A 3165-nucleotide genomic window follows, 5' to 3' on the forward strand; every position below is an offset into this window, starting at 1 on the left:
ATGTGGGATAAAGGTAGCGCCAAAAATTAACTATTGACGCCATAGTCTCTTGTTATATTTTTCTTAACGCTGATCGTACTTCTTCGACTGTATAAGGCGGGTTTCGTTTATGTACAACTCTATGACAATTAGGGCACAGAGGGATCAAATCAGCAATAGGATCAATTTGATAATCAACACCAATTTCGGAAATAGGTTTGATATGGTGAACCTCAATAATACCTTCAGCAATTGCCCCATAAATTTCACCCATATTATTTGAGCAGCATTGACACTTTAATCCATGATGCTCAATACAAGCGGCACGTGCATATCGATTTCTTTCAAATTTATTGACTAGAATTTGAACCCTTTTCCCTTCCCACAAAGGCGTGTCGGTTTCGACTTCCGGTAATACAGCTGAGTCTTCATTTACAATATTTAGTACTCTTTCATGCAGTTCCGACTCGCTTAGATTTTTAAGAGATTCATTAACTTTTACACGAGATGCTCTCGTATCAGCACCTTTATATCCTGCTCTATAAGGAAAAAAAGCATCGTACTCATCTCGCAGTCTCTTCAATGAACTATCTGGCATAAAAAAGAAGCGAGAGTAACTAATAAGCAAACTCGTCATATTTTTATTAGGCTCAAGATTTTTATAAGAATCTGGGAATTTTGCCAAATAGTAGGCAACAACATGCGCTTCTTCTGGAATATGAGCCATTGGTTTCTCCTATACTATGAATAAAAATATAACGCCTTGTTAAGGTGTGAGGCACGCAATACCTAAGCTACCGCATGCTACCTTAATCACTTAAACCAACGCATAGTAAAAATGCCACGCGTGCCGAATCACTCTTGAACAATTTGTTAAGCGTATTCTCAAGTTACTCACTGTAATAGAAAAGCTCGAACTCCCCAGCTAGAAAAGAGATATCCATACCTAACTTTCCGCCTAATACTTCCATTAGGCTCATTACAGATGATTGATATCTTTCCATATTTTCACGACAAAAGTCTCGTTGATATTTTGGAGCAAAAGAAAAACCAATGTATGTAATGGGATCTTTGTAATGTACTAGGTAGTCTCTTAACTTAAACAACTCTACAAGATCATCACGCCATTTTAACGAGCCATAATTTATCTCGTTTGTTTTACAGAGATACTTAATTTTATCTACTGTGCCTCTGAATTGCTTTTCATCTAAACCTGAAGTGCTAAGAGTATTTTGCCAGGCTAGATTAACAAATGCTTCAGTTGCTATAGCCCAACCTAAAACAGACTCGATACATAAAGATATTGTTTTCTCATCATCGAACGCTGGATTCATTAGCGTAATGTCTTTTGCAGTCTCAGGATCAGAGTGCCTGACTGAAACCAAACTTTTGGCAGCTTCTAACCAACTCTTATTTGCGTTTTTGAGTAGAAGCTGTTCTACATTTAATCTGTACCCGTAACTCAAAATGACTCCTATACGCTTAACGCCCAATTAAGGTGTGAAGCACGCGACCACGACACTTAATTTGACCACCGTAAACATTGAACTCAACCCGAACCAAAAATGCCAAGCGTGCTGAATCACTCTTAAATTGTTTGTTAGTTGCACAATGCATACTGAATTTTTTGTTTATTTTCAGTGATATATTCTATGTCATTTAGATAAGCCTGAAGATGACCTTGCTCTATGTTTTCAGCAAAAGACTCATTACCATTTTCAGCTTCACTGCGCATGAACGAAACTAACGCCTGTAACCGCTGAATCATTGCATCGGCTAATTGACTTCTTTCGGACTCAGTTGCACCGTAACTATCACAGAACAACTTAGCTCTAGCCACCTGCTCAGAAATTGTACCTAACTTATCATTACTGTCAGTTTTGAAAGGCGACCAGCAATAAATTGAGTATGCTAAATCCCATATTCTTGGCGCAGGGTGCGCAGTATCGAAGTCAAACACACCAACGACTATATTCTCAGAAAGAGCAACATTGTATGGAGTAAAGTCACCATGACAGATTACCTCAAAAGGCTCTCTCGGCTCTAGCATCCACTCGTGAGCATTAACATCAATTTGTTTCAAAAGTAGCGCTGTTGAGTCATGTATTTTACGTAATAATTTACCCGCAGAAATGAGGGCATCAGCAGTGGCGATGGCACCGACCAACGGATAATTATAAGTATTGCCGACGACAAAACTTAAGATTTCCTGATCTTGATTTATACCAAGGAATCTTGGGCATTCAGCCACATTCACCTGCTCAAGGTGCTTCAAAATAAAGTGAATTGTAGGACTCCACGGTTGAAGAGGTCGATAGACAACTTCACCATCTCGATATATTGCGGATTCTCTTCCGCCTGATAATTCTTCCACGAAACCTCCCTGTGCAACTAACGCCTTGCTAAGGTGTGAGTAACGCAATACAAAAGCTACCGCACAGCGCCTTAATCACCATAAGCCACCGCAAAGTAAAAATGCCACGCGTTACGAATCACTCTTAAGCAATTTGTTAGTACATACGCTACTTCTATTTATGCGCCCCAAGATATTGAAAACTGGCATGATATGAAAGGCTTTGAACACTGAAGTGAGACGGGCAGCTACAAAACTTTACCGCCATTGAGAGACGAGAGTTGGCTAGAAGAAAAACGCACTGAACTCCTCTACTTTTACTGACTTCAAATTAGAAAAGGATTATTTCCTCGCACTTCAACAGCCACACAAAAAGTAATCAAGGCTCTCTCAAAAGTCACCACGAAAATGAAAAAGCGCCAAAGAAATAGGCTAAGAGTTAGAAGCCGTAAACGGTGAAATCAAAGCGAACACTCCGCATATAGTGCCACCGGAAAGAACGTGAAAGGCACTAACTGAAAGGTGTAAATACGGGAGCCAGAACAGATAAACACCAAAACTGATGGCCTTTGATGTCAAACCCGTACTAACGCTAAGCTAAGTGGCTAACCCAACTTGACCACCTTAATCACAAAACTAAACCGAACCGAAAATGCCAAGCGTTTGTTAGTCCGTCTTAAGCGCTTTGTTAGTTTGCCACCGCGGTGAAACTAAAGGTTTAGCGCCAAGGTGCTGAATTAGCAATAAAACTAATGGCTTTGAACGCAAAAGTAAAACAGGCAGCTCAGAATTTAAACCCAACTAACAAAACGCACTTGGCTAAGAAGACTTTC

Annotated in this window: 3 protein-coding genes; all 3 read right to left on the bottom strand. The window is 39.8% G+C overall.

The features are described from left to right. Positions 1 to 52: 52 nt before the first annotated feature. Entirely contained in the window at positions 53 to 706 is a 654-nt protein-coding gene (locus ACED48_RS20245; protein WP_371692223.1) for an HNH endonuclease, read from the bottom strand. Between the two features lie 163 nt (positions 707 to 869). Beyond that, on the bottom strand, positions 870 to 1445 hold the full coding sequence (locus ACED48_RS20250; protein WP_017058502.1) for a hypothetical protein: 576 nt from the start codon (positions 1443 to 1445) through the stop codon (positions 870 to 872). 134 nt (positions 1446 to 1579) lie between these two features. Further along, positions 1580 to 2353, bottom strand: coding sequence for an aminoglycoside phosphotransferase family protein (locus tag ACED48_RS20255; protein ID WP_017058503.1), 774 nt, complete (start codon positions 2351 to 2353; stop codon positions 1580 to 1582). Positions 2354 to 3165 lie beyond the last annotated feature (812 nt).

This window comes from Vibrio sp. 5S239, from assembly GCF_041439575.1.
GTDB classification, from domain to species: Bacteria; Pseudomonadota; Gammaproteobacteria; order Enterobacterales; family Vibrionaceae; genus Vibrio; species Vibrio kanaloae.